This is a genomic window from Chryseolinea sp. H1M3-3 (assembly GCF_029360725.1).
In the GTDB taxonomy this organism is placed as follows: Bacteria; Bacteroidota; Bacteroidia; order Cytophagales; family Cyclobacteriaceae; genus Chryseolinea.
Genome location: NZ_JARKMY010000002.1, coordinates 1,160,311 through 1,179,765, shown reverse-complemented (window position 1 = coordinate 1,179,765; position 19,455 = coordinate 1,160,311). Strand labels below are relative to the sequence as shown.

General features: G+C 43.9%; 9 protein-coding genes. 7 read left to right on the top strand and 2 right to left on the bottom strand.

Annotated features, from left to right (window positions below; genetic code table 11):
* Window positions 1-116 precede the first annotated feature (116 nt).
* Window positions 117-4,250, bottom strand: coding sequence for a hybrid sensor histidine kinase/response regulator transcription factor (locus P2W71_RS12450; RefSeq protein ID WP_276371438.1), 4,134 nt, complete (start codon window positions 4,248-4,250; stop codon window positions 117-119).
* Window positions 4,251-4,507: 257 nt separating this feature from the next.
* Here P2W71_RS12450 and P2W71_RS12445 point away from each other — a divergent pair, with 257 nt between their 5' ends.
* The 7 genes from P2W71_RS12445 to P2W71_RS12415 all read left to right on the top strand — a co-directional run bounded on the left by P2W71_RS12445 (window position 4,508) and on the right by P2W71_RS12415 (window position 17,619).
* Window positions 4,508-5,575, top strand: a complete 1,068-nt coding sequence (locus P2W71_RS12445) for a glycoside hydrolase family 130 protein (protein ID WP_276371436.1) — start codon at window positions 4,508-4,510, stop codon at window positions 5,573-5,575.
* Between the two features lie 53 nt (window positions 5,576-5,628).
* Complete coding sequence (locus tag P2W71_RS12440; RefSeq protein ID WP_276371434.1) at window positions 5,629-6,894, top strand: hypothetical protein; 1,266 nt, start codon at window positions 5,629-5,631, stop codon at window positions 6,892-6,894.
* Window positions 6,891-8,678: a hypothetical protein gene (locus P2W71_RS12435; RefSeq protein WP_276371432.1), complete on the top strand. Its 1,788-nt coding sequence runs from the start codon at window positions 6,891-6,893 to the stop codon at window positions 8,676-8,678. The genes P2W71_RS12440 and P2W71_RS12435 overlap by 4 nt, the downstream gene beginning before the upstream one ends.
* A gap of 12 nt (window positions 8,679-8,690) precedes the next feature.
* Window positions 8,691-11,756 carry a TonB-dependent receptor gene (locus P2W71_RS12430; RefSeq protein WP_276371431.1) on the top strand — a complete coding sequence of 1,022 codons (3,066 nt, stop codon included), beginning with the start codon at window positions 8,691-8,693 and terminating at the stop codon, window positions 11,754-11,756.
* Window positions 11,757-11,766: 10 nt separating this feature from the next.
* The gene (locus P2W71_RS12425; protein WP_276371428.1) at window positions 11,767-13,254 is read left to right on the top strand and encodes a RagB/SusD family nutrient uptake outer membrane protein; all 1,488 of its coding nucleotides are present in this window, start codon (window positions 11,767-11,769) and stop codon (window positions 13,252-13,254) included.
* Window positions 13,255-13,278: 24 nt separating this feature from the next.
* Window positions 13,279-14,364: a LamG domain-containing protein gene (locus tag P2W71_RS12420; protein WP_276371425.1), complete on the top strand. Its 1,086-nt coding sequence runs from the start codon at window positions 13,279-13,281 to the stop codon at window positions 14,362-14,364.
* A gap of 150 nt (window positions 14,365-14,514) precedes the next feature.
* Window positions 14,515-17,619, top strand: a complete 3,105-nt coding sequence (locus P2W71_RS12415; protein ID WP_276371423.1) for a LamG-like jellyroll fold domain-containing protein — start codon at window positions 14,515-14,517, stop codon at window positions 17,617-17,619.
* A gap of 140 nt (window positions 17,620-17,759) precedes the next feature.
* Here the strand turns inward: P2W71_RS12415 and P2W71_RS12410 are convergent, their stop codons facing one another.
* The gene (locus P2W71_RS12410) at window positions 17,760-19,400 is read right to left on the bottom strand and encodes a carboxylesterase family protein (RefSeq protein WP_276371420.1); all 1,641 of its coding nucleotides are present in this window, start codon (window positions 19,398-19,400) and stop codon (window positions 17,760-17,762) included.
* Window positions 19,401-19,455: the final 55 nt, after the last annotated feature.

Here is a 19,455-nt window from a genome sequence, read left to right as displayed (position 1 = left end):
CTAAAAAAGGGAGTGAGAAGCTCCCTTTTTTTATGACCTTACAATTTTAAGGACGTGGCAGCAGTAACCGCGTTGTACAAATTTGTACCTACAAATAACATTAAATTGTTATCTGATTAAATGCCCTTAATTCCCTTTTCCCGCTCAACATCCTTCGGGTGACAATGAAACATTTCATTAAAGGATTTATAAAAATAAGAGCGGCTGTTGAAGCCCGTTTCGTAGATCACCTCGGAAACACTCATGTTTGTATTCTTCAGCAGGTCCGCTGCCTTTTTTAAACGGTACTGTTTGATAAGTCCATGTGGCGTAAGACTTGTTATCGTCTTCACCTTTTTATACAAGGAGGTCTTGCTCATGCCTACTTCGTCGGCAATCGTATCCGCATTAAATTCGGGTTCACTTAAATGAGTTTGAATGCACTTTGTGATTTTAGAAAAGAATGCGTCATCTTTTTCTCCCATTCCGCTGGAGAGACTGGTAAGTTCGAGGTCCGCAAAATTTCTGAATTTTTTTCGGATTATCTCCATGCGTTCAATCAGTTTTTCAATCCGGATAAAAAGATGTTCCGGATGGAAAGGTTTAGGAATATAAGAATCAGCACCTACCTGTAAACCTTCAATGCGGTTTTCAATTTCCCCTTTCGCCGTGAGCAAGATGACTGGAATGTGACTGCTTTGAATATTTTCTTTTATCTTTTTACACAAGGTTAAACCATCCATATCTGGCATGATCACATCGCTGATCACAAGATCGATTCTTTCCTCTTCTAAAATTTCGAGCGCTTTTTTTCCATTCCGTGCCTTATGAACTTTATACTTATCGGACAGAATATTTTCGAGTAACGACAAAATGCTCGTATGATCATCGACTACCAACACGGCATATTCATGTGGCGCGCGTTCCGCATCGTCAGGTGTGGATTGAGATGACTGGTAATGATCCGTCTCAAATTCGAGCGAAACTTTTTCTGGAAGATGTGACAGTGAAAGAATCATCGAACGTTCCTCGGGCAAATCACTGTACGACTCCTTTGAGATCGGAATGGTCACGGTAAATATGCTCCCTTTTCCCAGTTTACTCTCCACGGCTATTTCACCGCGATGGACCTGCACCAGGCTTTTTGTAAGTGACAATCCAATACCCGTACTTTTCTCAATACCGTTTGTGTTGATGACTTCGGCGTTATGATAGAAGCTTTCAAAAATTTTTGTTCTGTTCTCTTCGGCAATCCCAATACCTTCATCGCGTATAGCAAAAACAGCTTTGCCTGATGATTCCTTTAAAGTCACGCTGACCATGCCACCTTTGGAATTGTATTTGATCGCATTCGAGATCAGGTTAATCAGAATTTTTTCAATTTTTTTGTGATCCACATATGCTTTTAATCGCTCGGGCTCCGGATAAAATTCCAACTGCATTTCGCGGTCGGCAGCATACTGCTTAAAAGACTCGACAATTTCATGGGTAAATGGAACCAGGTCAACCGTAGCAATCGACAGATTTTCCTTGCCGCTTTCTATTTTCCGAAATTGAATAAGCTCATCGATTAATTTCTGAAGACGCAATGAATTGCTATAAATTGTTTTCAGCTGTTGTTGCTCTCCCGCATTATTGTTGGTATGAAGCAACGACGCCACTGGCCCTAAGATCAACGTCAGGGGTGTACGAAATTCGTGGGCAATATTAGTAAAGAACTGTAGCTTATAATCGTTCAGTACCTTTAACTGAAGTGTCTTGAATTTCTCCATGGCCATCGCCTTCTTCGCGCGGGCTCTAAAACGTATGTAATACACAATTGCAACTTGTAAACCAATGAACAACAAAATATAAAATGAATAAGCCCAGGCTGTTTTCCAAAACGGTGGTGTGACAATTAAGGTGATGATCTTTGGGGCCGTACCCCAATCGCCATTCTCATTTTTGTAATTGATCGTAAGCTTATATTGACCGGGCGGAATATTGGTGAGTGTGATGGATTGCTGCTGACCGATATCATTCCAGTCTTTGTCAAAGTTTTCCAGGAAATAACCATAAGCACTTTTTTGTTTATGCCAGTAGTCAAGGGTTGTAAAAAAGAAACTGATAAAATTTTGATTGTACTTGAGTGTAATGGTATCTGTATCGTCAATGTGGCGGTTAAGAATTTTCGTTTCGTCTCCCACGCCTACCGGCACGTTGTGAACATGAAAATCTGTTATTTTAAGTTTTGGGAAATAATTTTTCGCATGAAGTTTATGGGGATATACGATGTCGAGTCCATCAATTCCCCCAAAGAAAAGCTTCATGGCATTGGCTGACTGAAATGCTGCTCCATCCGCAAACTCATTATTTTTTAAGCCGTCATTTGCATCGAAGTTTTTGAAAGCATTCCGTTCACGGTCATACATTACCAAACCATGGTTAGTGGAGAGCCAAATGTTGGTATTGGGATCCTCCAGGATTCCGTGAATCGTATTATTGGGAAGTCCTTCATACTGGGTGAAGTGTTCAATTCGGTAGGGTTTGTTCTGAAGGTACAACCGATCCAAGCCTCCGCTCGAACCAATCCACAATTGTTCTTGCTTGTCCATGTGCAAGGTGAGTACGTCATTGTTACTCAGACTATTTACTTCGCCCGCGTTTGCCTGAATGTGCGCTTCAATTTCCTTAGTCAGGGCGTTGTAACGGTAGATTCCGCCACCGCGTGTACCAAACCAAAGCAAGTTTGGTTTTTCTTCGACGATGGTATAAACAATGTTGCTTTTAATGGCGATGGCGCGCGCATGTGCAGGATGAGAGATCTGATCGAATTCTTTCATTTGATATTTCCCCGCAGGCGTCTTCGCTACCTTAAGATGGATGACCCCATAACCACTTGTTCCTAACCAAATATCATTAAACGCATCTATGCAAATGGAGTACACTGAACTGAAAACAAGATCTGTATTACCTTCAAAATCGCGGGGAAAATGAAATATTTTTCCTGTTCCCGATTCAATCATATCAATTCCCTCGCTATCGAGTCCAACCCAGATGTTGTTATGATGGTCTTTATTAATCGACAACACGGCATCGTTACTCAATCCGTTCCGCGTATTTAATACAGTAGTCTTACCGTTAACCGGATCGATGATATTCAGTCCACCACCACGCGTACCAACGTAAAGACGTCCTGAAACATCCTCATATACGGACCTAATAATGCTATGAGAAAGCTGACCGGCCTCCGGGCGCCCTTCAGCGATTGAATAAAAAGTTTTTGGACGAGTGAGAAATTTATAAACACCATCACCATCCGTTCCCACCCACACAATATCCTGTTTAGTTTCCTGAATGCTGAGTATTTTGATCCTTGCTTTCGAAAAAGTCGGAAAAAAGGCGTTCATCGAAACTACATTAAAACCTTTCCCCTCCGGAATCACTTTTAGGATATCTCCTGACTCTGATCCAATCCAAATTGCGGTGTGATTAGAATTTTCAGATAACGTCGATACCGAAATATTTCCGAGACTAAGAATGACAGGTTCTTTTTCAATATCAGCCAGATCGTATAAGAGAAGCTGTTTCGATGTATTGACAATCGCCAGAAAAAAACGGTCGCCCATGTGAAGGAACTTGTGAAATTTGATCTGGTCACCTTCCAAAATTTGTTTTCTAAAGACAGACTTGTTATTTACCGCACATGCAAGTTTTCCATCTGATCCAAGCAGGTATTGCATTCCGTTATTTTGTCCAAGTCCGACAATAGAGGTCAACCAGTTGGCGTCCAAACCCTGTAAAGCGACAGGAAGGAATTTATCTTCCTTATATGCGTATCGACTGATTCCCTTTCCTATCAAACTGATCCACACGGATGAATCTGCACCAATGCAAGCTCTTATGTTATATTCCAGAAATGGAATATCGGTCAAACTATCCAGGAATACCTGAAATGAGTTTGTTGTGCGATTATATTTATTGATGCCCAGGTGCGTTACAACCCAAAGGTTACCCCTTCCATCCTCCAGAATGTCGCGGATCACATTATTGCTAATCGTTCCTTTCACAAACGGATCAGGCTTATAAACCTTGATAGCGCTACCGTCATAGCGGTTTAGTCCATCCCATGTGCCGAGCCAAACATAATCATCCTGATCCATGTAGACTGACGTGATGGCGCTGTTGGAGATTTTCGCGGCTTTGTCAACATGCTGGTAAGGCCATGGCGACGTACTGTCACCTTGCATCAGATTTGTGAAAAGCGTAAAGACTGCGAGTACACAATACATAGTTGCAGACTGTTTTCGGATTAGCTGTCAATTGAGCATCGACATATTTGCTGAAAAGCTATTACAAACGTATGCATTCCCTTTTCAACAAACCTGAAATGTTTGTCCTCTCTGTTAATTAAGTGTCCTCTGGGTTCTCCAACTGCCGATTATTTATATCCGGGCGTACTTTTTAAAAAACCCACCGGACAGGCGCTGCTTCATAAATGTCCAGCTTGCGATGTGCAATCGTATGTTATCCGGTTGTATACAAACTTATGCAAACTGTGTTACCCGTCGATTTGGCCAGGCGATTTGAAGAAAATCCGCTGGTGCAACCAAAAAATATTGCCCCCAGCATGGAGGGAATGATAGTAGAATGTCTGCTTAATCCGGGTGTTTTCAGGTTTAACAAAAAGATCTGGCTGTTGGTCCGCGTTGCGGAGCGTCCTGAGCAGCAGGAGGGTTTTATCAGCCTGCCTGTGTACGACAAGGACGGAGAAATTGATATACTTCGATTTGACAAGAACGATCCGCACCTTGATTTTTCCGACGCGCGGGTTATTAAATACAAAGACAAAGAATACCTCACCACGTTGTCACACCTGCGCCTGATGTGCAGTGAGGATGGCATATCATTCCACGAACCGGAAGGTTATGCGCCAATCTTCGGAACAGATTCCCTGGAAGCGTATGGCATTGAAGATTGCCGGGTTACAGAAATCGACAACGTATTTCATCTCACGTATACGATGGTTTCTTCGTATGGTGTTGGCGTTGGCCTGATGCAGACACGTGACTGGAAACATTTCGTTCGTCACGGCATGATTTTTCCGCCACACAATAAGGACTGCGCCATTTTTGAATATAAAATCAAGGACAAATATTTCGCTTTGCATCGGCCTAGTAGTCCGCAGCTCGGCGGAAATTATATCTGGCTCGCAGCATCTCCCGACCTCATTCACTGGGGCCATCACAAGTGTATCGCTACTACGCGCAAAAATAAATGGGACAGCGCCCGCATCGGTGCCGGGTGCTCCCCTATCCATACGCCTCAGGGTTGGCTGGTGATCTATCATGGCGCTGATGAAAATCACCGCTATTGTCTCGGTGCAATTTTGCTGGACCTGATCGACCCGAGTAAAGTCCTCGCCCGTAGCAGTGAGCCCATTATGGAACCGACAGAAGAGTACGAACTAAAAGGATTTTTTGGGAATGTCATTTTTACCAACGGTCACGTCGTTAACGGCGACACTATCCGTCTTTACTATGGGGCAAGCGACGAAGTTATCTGTGGCGCCGAATTGTCAATACGCACGATACTGAGCTCGCTTACGGTGAAATAACATTTCGAATATTTATGGCAATGCAAATTTCTTAGCACACTTAAAGTTCTATCATGACCTTAACCGCACTGTTAAAAAAACCACAAAGCGAATATCAGTTCTTCCTGCAAATGCCGCGTGATACGCGTGTGCTGCTGGTAACAAATATGATCTATGCGTTTGTATTGCCCGTCATCGAAATATTTGTTGGTGCTTATATCATGCGCAGTTCAAACGATCCGGCGATCGTTGCCGTTTATCAACTCACGGTCTATACGGGAATCCCGATCACATTTCTGATCAATGGCTTTCTACTCAGTCGTATAAAAATCTCAAGCCTTTACAGTTTTGGTATGTTACTGAGCGGTCTTTCCATGCTCGTGATGATGAGCTTGGAAAATCTTTCTGTGATCGGCGTCGGCGTTGCCGGAATACTCATGGGCTGCTCCTTTGGTTTCTTCTGGTCGAACCGTGATTTCCTGGCGTTAAATACTACAAATGACAGTAACCGCAATTATTACTATGGTCTGGAAACTTTCTTTTATACCATCACTTTTATTTTAGTGCCTTTAATCGTCGGTGCTTTCCTGGCAACCGCTGATACACGGGGCTGGTTCGGTGGAAATATTAACAGCGGATATCAAATCGTTACGGTCGTTGTATTCCTGATGACAATACTTTCCAGTATCGTTATTCACAAAGAGAAATTCAAAAACCCGACACATAAACGATTCCTGTATTTTAAATTTCATTCCCTCTGGAATAAAATGCTTGCCCTCGCCGGATTAAAAGGATTAGCACAGGGATACCTGGTCACAGCGCCAGCTATCCTGATCATGCGCATGGTGGGCAATGAAGGTTCATTAGGATTGGTACAAGGCATCAGCGGTATTGCTACTGCGGTTATGTTGTATCTCCTCGGGCGTACAACAAAACCAGAACATCGTATTTACATTTTCTCGGTTGGGCTAGTAATTTTTTTACTAGGAACGCTGGCCAACGGAATTCTATTTTCAGCCTTCGGTGTCATGATCTTTGTTTTATGCAAGGTGCTGTTTCAACCGCTTCACGACATTGCTTATTTCCCTATACAAATGCGGGTAATCGACGTCGTTTCTAAAATCGAAAACCGGAATGAGTTCACTTACATATTCAATCATGAGTTTGGATTATACGTCGGCAGATTTCTGGGTTTAGGCCTTTTCATTTACTTCGCCACTTATATCTCCGAAAGCTTTGCTCTCAAATATTCATTGATCGTCATCGCGATTGTGCAATTGGCATCTATCCCACTGGCCAGACACATTGTAAAGGAATCTTATAAACTAAATAAAGCATGAGGCAATTTCTGATCTACTGTTTACGATTTACAATTTCTCATGCATCGTCATGCAGACAAAATGCATCGCGCCTGGCATTGCTCATATTTATATTTTTTGCTTTTTCCTGTCATCAAAAACATCAAACCACCCAATTGGTGATTGATCGGATCGCGTTGATGCCTGACCAACCCGAGCCCTATAAGATGACGGACTGGAACGAAAAAGCCCATCATTTTGATCAGTATGTATTTAATCTCGAGTTGAACGAAGCGTATCAACCTTTTATCTGGATCGACAGTTCGCAGCGCAACTTTCGACAAAACACCTTTGGCATGTATACCGTGATTGGCGATATCCGCCAGGGCCCAAAAGGAAGCAAAGAATTTCATGAAGCGCTTTGCACCATGGGTTCTATTCTCGGTGCCGGACTAGTAGGCATTGATAAAACAAACCAGGACGGGTTCAACTATGTGAAGATGATCCAGAACTATTTTAATGCAGAGAATGGATGGAACATCATGATGAACAACACCCATCCCTCTGTGGCATTGCTCGGAGGCGGATACGGCCGTGATTGGTGGTACGATGTCTTCCCTAACGTTTTATACTATGGCGTTTGTGAACTGTTTCCGAATGTTCCACAGGCCGATAGTCTTCAACGTGTTATCGCAGAACAATTTTTTAAAGCTGATTCTGTTCTGCAGGAAAATTACAACCATTCCTACTTCGACTATAGTAAGATGAAAGGCATGACCAACAACATTCCGCATCAGCAGGATGTTTCGGCTGGTCATGCCTATATACTTTTATGTGCCTATAAAAAATTTGGTGACGAGCGATACCTGCGTGGCGCTATATCGGCGATGGACGCCTTTGTCAATCAAAAAGAAAGTCGTTTTTACGAAGTGCTGATGCCTTTTGGTGCATTAGTGGCGGCACGTTTGAATGCAAACCACGGAACAAAGTATGATGTAAAGAAAATCCTGGATTGGACTTTCGAAGGATGCAAAGCTGCTGATGGCAGAATCGGCTGGGGTGTTATTGCAGAACGATGGGGCGACTATGATGTACATGGCTTGCAGGGAAGCATCACGGACGGCGGTGGTTATGCCTTTCTGATGAACTCATTCGATATGGCCTGGCCCCTGGTTCCGATGGTCCGTTATGACAACCGATACGCTACGGCTATTGGCAAGTGGATGTTGAACGTAAGCAATGCAGCACGCCTTTTTTATCCCTATGAAATAGACGATCAGCACCAATGGCTTCCTGAGAAAAAGGACCTTACCAAAAACGTTATTGCTTATGAAGGCATCCGTAAATCCGATGACTACAAACGAGAGGATTTAAAAGGTATTTCGCCTGTAGCAATAGGTGATGGTCCTAAATGGACCAAAGGTCAACCGGATGTTTCAATGTTTAGCCTCTATAGCTCCGCGCAGGTCGGAATATTCGGAGCGATCGTCAAGAAAACAAACGTAGACAAGATCTTGCAGATCAACTGTACAGCTACTGACTTCTATGCAGACAAATCATTTCCTACTTTCTTGTATTACAATCCTTACGACACAGCAAAAACAGTTTGTTTTTACGGAGATGATAACTCCAAAACAGACCTGTACGACGCGCTGACGGATACATATCTCTTCCGCGACGCGGGACAAGAAAGTTGCTTTGAAATTCCTGCAAAGTCGTCGCGACTGCTGGTCGTACTCCCTGCAGGCAGCAAGCTAAAAATGCACGACGGCAAGTACACCTCGCACAATATCATAGTATCCTACCGTCCAAATAAATTACGATAACCCAGCAATGCAGTGAAAAAAACAAGAATGTATTATTTGCTTTTCCTGGTAACGTTCGCGTACAACGCAGTTGGCCAGGTAATGGTGACCGGTTCCGTTAAAGGAACGGCCGGGGAACCCCTTATTGGCGCGAGTATCTTAATTAAGAACACAACTTCAGGAACCACTGTAGATGTCAATGGAAATTTCGCTCTTCAACTTGAGGAAAATCAAAAAACCTCTGCACTGATTATATCTTTCATAGGATACCTTACCCAGGAAGTCCCGATAGGCGAAAGAAAGGTATTTGACATTGTCTTGCAGGAAGACGCAACACAACTGAATGAAGTTGTGGTCACTGGTTATAGTGTCCAGGAAAAAGGAAAAATAACAGGCGCCGTCAACATCGTGGGCGAAGAACTGATCAATAAGCTGCCGCTGCCAAGCATAGACCAGGCGTTGCAGGGAAGGGCTCCTGGAGTTGTTGTTACGCAAAATACAGGCGCTCCCGGTGAAGGTGTGTCGGTGCGCATCCGTGGTGCCGGCTCCATTAATAGCGGCAACAATCCATTGTATGTTGTCGATGGCATTCCAACGCTCGATATCAACTCAATCGCTACCCAGGATATTGCCAGCATAACGGTGTTAAAAGATGCTGGTGCAACGGCAGTGTATGGCTCGCGCGCAGCAAATGGCGTAGTAATCGTCACCACAAAATCCGGGACAGGCGATGCACCTCGGATTCAAATCAGCAGCCAGGTGGGTATTCAGTCGCCTAGCAGGATGATCGACATGACTAACACAACTGACTATGTGTCTATCTACAACGAAGCGGCGGCCAATGACAATGCTAATAAGAATCCACTGTTACATCGTCCGCTGATCACAGAAGACATCAGCTCCTCATTACCCAACGTCGATTACCTGGATGCTATCCTGAGAGATGGTGTCCTTCAGTCGCATAGTATTTCTATCGCCGGCGGAGAAGGCAAAACGCGCTATTTCATTTCCGGAAATTATTTCAACCAGGAAGGGATTATTAAAAGCAGCAACTATAGCCGCTTAAGTAGCAGAATAAATATTGATACCGAAGTAAAATCCTGGTTAAAGACGGGTATCAACTTAAACATCACAAAAGCGACAACAGATCTTATCGGCAGTTCGGGCGATGGTGCAGGAGGAAATGGCGGGAGTGTAATTCGCTACGCATTTTTTCGCACACCTGCGATTCCCATTTACGATGCTAACGGTGAGTATACTGACAAACCTGAACGGTTCGACTTCTTTGGCGACGGTTACAGTCCCGTGGGAATGCTGAAGTATAACAACAACAAGAAAATCAGCAACCGCTTGTTCGGAAAATTTTTCGCAGACATATCTCTTTTTAGGGGTTTGAAATTTACTTCCAATGTTGGTGTTGATTTTACCAGCTCCAATCAGCGGCGATTTGATCGAAACTGGGGCACGGGCAACCGGATCAATAACCCTAATCAATTAGCGGTTAGTGATGGCCGATTTCAAACATTGACCTTCAGCAACTTTGCTAATTATACTAAGGCGCTGGGCGAACACCACTTCATCTTTTTACTTGGTACGGAAGCGATCAAGGTTGAGAATTATGAACTGAGTGCTTCTGAAAAGAATTTTCCAGACCAAACTCCTGGTCTTACTTATCTAGGCAATGGGTTAGGACAGAAACTGATCAGAGAAAGTAAATCTGGAAGTGCGCTGCTTTCTTATTTCGGACGTATCAATTATGACTTCCAGGAAAAGTACCTGCTCTCCGCCACGTTAAGGCGAGACGGATCATCGCGCTTTGGCGTTGATAACCGGTGGGGAACATTCTATGCGGGCTCATTAGGCTGGCGCATAGACAAGGAGGCGTTTCTTTCCGATAACAGCTACATTGACAGGCTGCTGCTACGGGCAGGCTATGGCTCCATTGGCAACCAGGAGATTGGAGATTATCCGTTCACCGACATGATAGACGCCGGATATAACTATCCCTTCGGCGACGTTAAGGCTACGGGATATGCCGTATCAAATCTTGGAAACAACATCGTAAGATGGGAAACCAGCAATCAGTTGAATGTCGGACTTGACCTGGAAATGTGGAATGGCAAATTCTCAGCTTCTTTCGATTACTTCAACAAGATAACTTCGGATCTGCTCGTACGTCAGCCGATCGCTTCTTCTGCTGGCGCTGCGCAATCACCATGGGTTAACAACGGCAAAGTACTGAACAGTGGTTTTGAGCTTGCGCTTACATACGCGAACGTCATTGGAGGGTTTCACTATTCATTGAGTGCCAATGCAGCAACGCTACATAACGAAGTTCAGGAAGTCAATGCGCCGATCGCCGGCGGAGCGATTGGTTCAGACAGAATTACAAGAACTGAAAAGGGATATCCAATCGGTTCATTTTATCTCTATGAAATGAATGGAATATTCCAGACCACCGGAGACATCTTCACGAACGCGTTTCAGGGAACAGGAATACAACCCGGTGATGTAAGGTATAAAGATCAGAACGCAGATGGCGTGATTGATGGCAACGACAGGCGGCACATCGGTAGCCCTATACCAAAAGTTACGGCAGGATTGAACATCAATTTAAGTTATCACAACTGGGACTTATCGATTTTTTTGCAAGGGGCTTACGGTCAAAAAATATTCTCTGTCCTGAATCGGGATATCGAAGGTTTTTACCGGCCATTTAATGTCACGCAAAGGTATTTTGACAATCACTGGACCGGCGCCGGAACCTCCAATACATTTCCTCGCGCTTCGTGGGATGCTTCCGGAAATAACACAAAGTATTCTACCCGATTCCTGGAGGATGGTTCTTATACCCGTGTGAAGAATGTTCAAATCGGCTATGCAATTCCAACAACAATACTGGAACGATATGGCTTTTCGGCAGTGCGGATTTATTTGTCAGGAACCAACCTGTTCACCTTTACAAAATATCAGGGTCTTGATCCCGAAATGACCGTCAGCAACAATGCACAAGGTCAGGGTGATGGATCTGCAGGTTTGGATTGGGGTACATATCCTGCAGCCAGATCATATAACCTTGGTGTCAATCTTACCTTTTAACGAAAACATCATGAAATACACAACTAAAGTATGGCTCACAATTTTCGTGGTCGCGTTTGGTGGATGCTCAGACTTTTTGGAAGAGGATTTACAAGGAACCTATTCCAACGCAACTTTTTACAAAACAGAAGCACACGCATTTCTTGCTGTGGCTGCCATCTACAATGCTGCCTCCTTTGCTTCTACCGACAATGCCCTGTGGGTGTTTGGCGATGTAGCTTCAGATGATGCGACAAAAGGCGGTCTTGCAGGCGACCAAAGCGACATTCAATTCATTGACGAGTTCAGCTACTCCAACAACAACGGTGCATTGGAAAAAATATGGAAACATTATTATGAAGGCATCTCCCGCGCCAACTATCTATTGTACTACGGACCTGAGATACCAATGGATGACGCTGTCAAAAACAGAATTCTCGGAGAGGCTAAATTTTTACGCGCTTACTTTTATTTCAACCTCGTCAATATCTTCGGTGATATACCCTTGAAATTAAATCCTCCATTGAATGAAGGAGAAATCAACAAACCAAAATCGCCGGTAGCTTCCATTTATGCGCAAATCGAAAAAGACCTTCAGGAAGCTGGCGATGTGCTAGAAATTGAATATACGGGGACGGATGTTGGTAGAGCAACCAAGGGAGCAGCATTCGGACTTCTGGCAAAAGTTTTTTTATATCAACAAAAATGGGAAAATGCGCTGACTGCTATCGCTACCGTCGATGGGCTTGCTATTTATGGCCTGGAAAAAGTTTATAAAAATAATTTTACAGACTCTACTCAAAATAATTCAGAATCACTTTTTGAAATACAACATCTTAGCAACCAATCACCGAAGCTCGGCAGTCATTTAAATCAATACTTTTCGCCTCCAAAAGACAATGGTTATTATTTCAATGTGCCGTTGCAAAACTTTGTAAACGAATTTGAAAAGACGACTGCGGATGTTGTTGATCCACGGTTAGACTATACGGTAGGGCGGGCAGGGCAAACATGGATCAATGGCGAAACATTCGATCCAACATGGTCACCCACCGGGTACTTGCAGAAAAAACAACTACAACCTTTAAAAGAGGAACCCATCATCGGTGACGCCAGTCTTAATTATGTATATCTCCGATATGCGGATATCCTGTTGATGAAAGCTGAAGCGTTGAACGAGCTCAACCGTTCCGCAGAAGCGTTAGGGCCCCTTAATGAGGTTAGGAAACGCGCGAGAGAGAGTTACTTGTACGACAAAGACCTTCCCGGCTTTGGTGTTGTTCCCGCAGATTTGTTACCGGAGATTATTTCGACAGATCAACAAACTGTTCGAAATGCCATCAGACACGAACGCAGAGTAGAGTTAGGATTTGAATTCCATCGCTACTTTGATCTGATGCGCTATGGCCAGTCTACAGCCGAAGCAGCCTTAACGGGTACTGGGTTTAGCTACGGAAAAAACCGCTACTTCCTGATACCACAATCAGAGCTGGATACCAATCCTCAAATCAATAATTAATTCGAATCTTTTAAACAATAATTTATGAAAACACGACCAATTAAATTTATTCTCCTCTCGACAGTATTCCTCACGGCATGCCTATTTGCTGCATGTTCCGGTGATGATGACGGTGCGCCTCCAGTGGTTAAAACAGATCTGGTCAGCGCGATTACTGCAGCAAATGCACTGGTTTCAAGTACAGCGGAAGGCGTTGCAACGGGAAACTATATTAAAGGTTCGCAAGCTCCCCTGATCGCTGCCATTGCCCAGGCGCAAAGTGTAGTAGATGATGCCACCGCCTTACAAGCGACAGTTACCAACGCAACGGTTTCCTTAGCTGCCGCTGTCGCGGCTTATGAAGCTCAGAAGGTCGTTCCGATAGATCCTTCAAATCTCGTCGGCCAATGGACATTCGACGAAATAGCAGCAGCAGCTGTGGGTACCGTTGTTAAGGATTATTCAGGTAACAGCCGCGATGGTGTTATCAAGGCTGGACATGCTTATTGGGGCGGCGGTACACCTGCATTAACAGCAGACCGTTATGGAGATGCTAATAAAGCACTTCATTTCAATCAGGGTGGAAATGTGGAAATTCCTTACAACACTGCGCTGAATCCTACAACCATGTCTATTTCATTATGGGCAAAAGCCGATGTCAACGATCCGATAGTCAATAACCAGTACATGATCGCAATGAATCGCTGGAATGGCTACAAGCTAAATTTTCAATCCGATCCAAAAGCATTCTTTACTGTAAAGGCTGTTGTTCCAGGTGTACCTGACCCGGCCTATTACGATCGTGACAACGCCTCCCCTATTGTAACACAAGGTCAGTGGTGGCACATCGTTGTAACATTCGGCAATGGACATATGATGTTTTATCTCAATGGAGTTTTGGTTAAAGATTGGGACAATACACCAGGAACAGCTATCTCTCAGTCTGCATCGCCTGTAAATCTCGTGTTTGGCCAGGATTTGCCAAGCAATGGTTACTCGCTGAATGAGGCCGATCCTAATTACTTAAACTGGGGCGGATTTTATATCGGCGCGCTCGATGAAGTACGTATATACAAATCTGTTCTCACGGCATCACAAGTGACGAGCATTTTTGAAGTTGAAAAACCATAGGACGGAATTTAATTCCCGAAGTATCATTGTAACCCCGGGGCTTTGGTGAATGATTCATCATCACCAGGCCCTGGCGTTCATGACAAACAAAATTACCGATAGTGGCCAACGTTTTTGTGATTTAAAGGACTCCGGAAAAAATGAACCAAAATGAAGTACATTAAAAAAATTGATTTCATTTTCCTGGTGTCGGTTATGGTTTTGTGCTTTGAATCAAGTGCTCAAAATGGACAGGTTTCCATCCCACGAGTGGCACAAATGCCAAATCTTCCTTCGCCTTACCTGTTAAGGGACTGGAAAACCGTAGCCCTTCAATACGATGAACTAATTTTTTCCTCCAATGTCTCAGGTCAATTTTTTCCCCTTATAAATCTGAAGTCGACGGGGACTAACTATCCAACCTTACAACCCATTTTATTAGACACGTATGTGGGTTCTTCAAACAGTGGCAATCAGGCCGAAGCCATTAATATTATCCCGGCCATCGTCGGCGCATCTTTGATTGGTGTTGATAAGTCTAATCAAAACGGAACAAACTGGACTGAAAAAGCAAAAGAATTCTTTAATAAGGCGAATGGCCAGAACGTGTATCTGAATGGCTACACGTCTACCAGTGGTACCGATTGGTGGTATGATGTTATGCCAAATGTTTTCTTCTATCAATTGTATACGCAGTATCCTGATGTGCCCGACTTTGATTTGCAGTTTCGTACGATTGCTGATCGATGGCTCACCGCTGTCTATGCCATGGGCGGATCTACGACACCCTGGAAAATTCCAGAGATGAATTACCGGGGATGGAATCTTGCCACCATGACGCCTAACAGCAATGGTGTTGTTGAACCCGAAGCCGCGGGCAGTATAGCGTGGCTGTTGTATCATGCCTGGCTCCAGACTGGCGACAAGAAATATTTATCGGGTGCCCAACTGTCAATGGATTTTCTATCAAATCTCAGTTCGAATCCCTCCTATGAACTTCAGCTTCCCTATGGAGTTTTCATCGCAGCCAGAATGAATGCCGAGGTGGGTTCAAATTATGATTTGCCTAAAATGGTAAACTGGTGCTTTGATAAGGGACCGCTCCGAAATTGGGGAGTGATTGCTGGTAACTGGAACGGCTCCGATGTTTCCGGATTGATCGGAGAGGCAAACAATGCAGGCAACGATTATGCGTTTGCGATGAATGGATTTCAGCAAGCAGCCGCACTGGTTCCCATGGTTAAATATGATAAACGTTTTTCACGCGACATCGCCAAATGGATGCTTAATCTTGCCAATGCCAGCCGCTTGTTTTACCCGGAATTTCTGTCACCGACAAGTCAGGATGATTATGAATGGAGTGCTCAACATGATCCTCAATCTGTCATTGCTTATGAAGCTTTGAAGGAAAACCTAAACGGAAAACAATTATATGGAACTGGCGATGCCAAAAGAAGTGGATGGGCCCAGACTAATCTTGGAATTTATGGTTCCTCACACGTTGGTTACCTGGGTGCAATTGTTGAAGCAACCGATGTCGAAGGAATTCTGAAACTTGATCTCAACAAAACGGATTTCTTCGGAGAAAATACATTCCCCTCATTTATATTCTATAATCCCTATCCCGACGTGCGTGAAATAACGTTATCCCTGGGAGCTCAGTCCTATGACATTTATGACGCCATTACCGAAACTGTAATTCGAACAAATGTAACTGGAAATACTCCGTTAACGATCGGAGCTAATATGGTAGCGCAATTGGTTTATCTTCCGTCAGGATCGTCGCTGGAAAATAAAAAGGGTAAGCTGTACACCGGCGACACCGTTGTGGACTATAATTACGGATATAATTTTGAGGGCATGCTTCGAATTAAATCACTAACCGTCAAGGATACGTTAGTAGAGTTTAACGAAGTGGTCCCCTTTTTCGCCACGATAGAAAATAGTACAGACCCTGTTGCCTATCATTGGTATGTAGATGGGGCTATTTCCGACAACACTTCCAGCGACTTCTACTGGACGGCCCCAGAGGCTGTAGGGACGCATAAAATATTACTGGAAATAACATCCGGCACCTTTTCTGCGAAGGACAGCATTTACTTAAAGGTGGTGGAAAACATTCCAGTACCTCCGGACATAACAGGATTTATAAGCAACCAATCATTCTATTACACAGAAAATGAAGTCTCCGTTATTTGCAAAGCAAGCAATAAAGACGGTGGTCCATTGCAATACCATTGGTCATCAGCTAGCGGCTCCGTGATTAGTCAGCAGGACTCGCTTATTCACTTTAAACTTCCCCCAAATGAAGGACTGTTGGAAATTTTCTGTGAGGTTACAAATTCAGATGGATTAAAAGCCAGCGCCAGCACAAACATCCTGGTAAAGAAAATGACGGACGGCAGCACGGAACCTTCAGCCTATTATCCCCTGGATGGCAACGTACTCGACTTCAGTGGCAATGGACATGATGCAATACTGGACGGTGCACAGCTTACCACAGATTCACGCGGTGAAAGCGGCAAGGCATACAAGTTCTCTTCGTCCCGTGATGTTATTTATGTTCCCTACGAGCCAGTACTGAATTTTCAGAACCAGATCACTGTTTCCTTTTGGGTAAAGCTAGATGCGGTCACGCAAGAATCCTTCATTCTTTCTCACGGCAGTTGGGAAGAACGCTGGAAAGTTTCGGTAACGCCAGAGAGAAAATTAAGATGGACGTTAAAGACATCTGCTGGTGTAAAAGACCTCGACAGCTCCTTTCCTCTTCAACTGAATCGTTATTATCATTTTGCCGTCGTATATACGGGTTACACGTTAGAACTTTACGCTGATGGCGCACTAGATGCATATACGGCCCATAGCGGCCTCGTGGCTTCTACAACTAAGGCGATTACGTTTGGGAGAAAAGATATTGACATCAGTAATTATTTTTTACGGGGAAGTTTGGATGAAGTCCGTATTTATGACCGAGCTGTCGCACCTACCGAAATAGCACAACTGAAATCGCTATGGAATATCATTACTGATATTAATGATGAGACACATTCCGGTTTTTCCATCTACCCCAATCCGTCGCATGGAGCGATTCACATCGAAGGTATCAAGGAAATCAACAACGTTGAAGTTTGGGACTTGGCGGGAAGAAAAATTCAGTGCGTCATCTCAAAGGAAGGATTAGTTTTTAAAGTAAAGATAGATTCGTCACCTGGACTCGTAATTGTAAAAATTGAAACTTCAGACAACATCCTGTATAAGAAAGTAATGATTCACTAATCAAAGAAATTTTTGATATCAACAATTGCAGCTTAGCCGGATATTTTTTAGTGGGATAACAACAGTCCAAAAAAAAATTGCGCAGCGTTCCTGAGTCTTAGCTAACCAAAGAACACTGCGGCAATTCAAATATCCTTGAGCTAGAACCTCGGCGGAACTTTTGAAGTTATTTCAAGCAATTCTTTGTCTGGATGATTTCTGACGGCAGGAACATTATCGAACATCATCGTTGCGCCAACGGCAGCGTTATACTTTGGCCAGTTGGGTAATCCTTTATGATTAGGGTCACCCGACCTGGCGAAATTGATCCATGCATGACTCATCTTATCTGCCAGTGCATAAGCCTCTTTTCCGCCACCGGTCATCTCCTCACAACGGGCAATGTTGTTCATCGTAAATGGAATCTCCATACAATGCACAGCTTTATAATCACCGTTCATGACGGGAGATTGCCACGTAAACAAATACATGTACACCGGCGCACTACTGTTCGACGACTTAGTATTTGCCTGAGCTACCATACCAGGTCTGAAGAATGCATCGATATCCATTAGGTCAGTCGGACGCGTATCATTCGGATATGCTTTTTTAACCGCTGCAATGTAGGCATCGGCTTTATCTCCCCACTGCTTCTGCAGATATACTTTTACCTGTTCGGCATTACCCTTCCGAAGTTCCGGATTGCGTAACGAAGGCATAAATTCATTTTTGGTTGAACCAATCAGCAAGGGGATATTCGAAGATATGGCAAGCGCCTCGGGATCACTCATGTTGTTTTTCAAAAATTCTCCATCAATCGTTGGCCCCCAGCCAAACCGTAGTCCAAAGCCGACAGGTTTCCCCTCGGCAGCCAATTGATCTTTTACTTTTTGTAAAGCTTTATTCCCTGCCGCCACGAGCTTATCATAAGGAACTTTCTGAATGGAATCCACCTGCGAGGGAATTAAGCCAAGCTCATTCAGCACAGCCGATCCGATCCTTTTGGAAATAGCTTGCTCCTGAAAATCTGCCCACACACCGCTTTGAACAATCGCCTTATGAAACAATCCTTTTGCCATCGGTGAACTCATAAGGGTCGAAACCTTTCCACCTCCACCTGACTGACCAAAAATTGTGACGTTGTTCGGGTCACCACCAAAATTTGCAATATTATCTTTTACCCATTGGAGTGCCATAACGAGGTCGAGAAAACTCGCGTTTGCAGACGACTTATATTTGTCCCCAAATTCTGAGAGATCGAGAAAACCGAGGATGTTGAGTCTGTGATTTACAGAAACCAATACCACATCGCCTTTTCGACTGATCGATTCACCATCATAGGAAGGAAGTTCTTGCGACGAACCTGCTGTATATCCGCCCCCATGTATCCAAAACATCACTGGTCTTTTCTTGCCATCATTAATTCCCTTCGTCCAAATGTTTAACCTGAGGCAGTCTTCATTCGTATAGCCCCAGTCATGATGAAACAAAAACTCTGTCTCGTCCGCAACTTGCGTTGTTGGTGTCATCAGTGGACTTACAGGGCCATAAGTCATTGAACTCCTAATTCCATCCCATGACGCAGGTTTTTGCGGAGGTTGAAATCTTTTTGCCTGTGCATAGGGAATTCCTTTGTAGGTAAAAATTCCGTTATGCACATAACCCCGGACTTTCCCGGAACCTGTTTGCACAACTGCAACATCACTTCCGGTTTGAATGGGTAGCGATGATGATCTTTGAGAATACAATGCTGTTGTGTACAGCATTAAAAGTAGCATAAGACTTATCGTGACGTGTTTCATAATTTAAATTGCATTGTGTATATGCTACACAATGTAGAATATTTTTATGAATTCT